This window comes from Pseudomonas sp. EU05-FHT14B02 (assembly GCF_058791055.1).
The window spans coordinates 1-822 of record NZ_JBYTDD010000066.1; the positions used below are offsets into that span (position 1 = coordinate 1).

The 822-nt window shown below is 56.4% G+C and carries 1 protein-coding gene; it reads right to left on the reverse strand.

Annotation, left to right across the window (positions count from 1 at the left end):
- Nucleotides 1-782: IS110 family RNA-guided transposase (locus tag AC3WTM_RS29500; RefSeq protein WP_492574123.1), on the reverse strand; the 782-nt coding region annotated here is incomplete at its 3' end.
- Between the last annotated feature and the right edge of the window lie 40 nt (nt 783-822).

Genomic DNA, 822 nt, shown 5'->3' on the forward strand with positions numbered 1-822 from the left:
AGTACCGTCCTGTCGCCAGTGGAATGTTGCTTGGGCACCAACCCAATCGAGGCTGAATAGTCTCGACCGCACTTGAACTGCTGACCGTTGCCCAACTCCGCAGCCAGGACGCTGGAGGTGATCGGACCTACGCAAGGAATTGTCATCAGGCGAGAAGCCAGATCATCTTCAGCGGCCTGGCGTTCAACCTGCTTGTCCAGTGCCTTGACCTGCTCGTCCAGATAATTGAAGTGGTCACGCAGCCCCAGGAGGATTTGTTTGATCTGCGCAGAAAATGAACACGTCTCCAGCAGCGCTGGCAGTTCCTTGATGGCGTGAAAGCCTGGAGACAGGCTGACACCGACCTCTAACAGACCGGCGTGAATCCGATTGACGCTGGCCGTACGTTCCTTGATGTAGGCGTCTCGTTGCGAGTTAAGCATGGCCAGCGCTTGTTGCGCTTCGGTTTTAGGAGCTACAAAACGCATGGTCGGGCGGCTCGCCGCCTCGCAAATCGCCATGGCATCGGCGAAGTCGTTCTTATTGCTTTTCACGTAGGGACGCACGAGGTGGGGGGCAATGAGCTTGGGCACATGCCCCCATTTTGCCGCTTCTCGCGCCATGTAGTGGGCGCCACCACAGGCCTCCATCGCCACCGTGCACGGTTCAAGGTTGGCCAGGTGCCTGGCCAGACCTGCGCGATTGAATTTCTTGTGGTAGAGCTCATGACCGCGATCATCTTGCGCATGCAGATGGAAGGTATGTTTCCCTAGATCGATAGCGACAATGGCAACGTTGTTCATGGCAATAGCCTCCGAAAGACACCCTGTGAAAGCTTAGAGA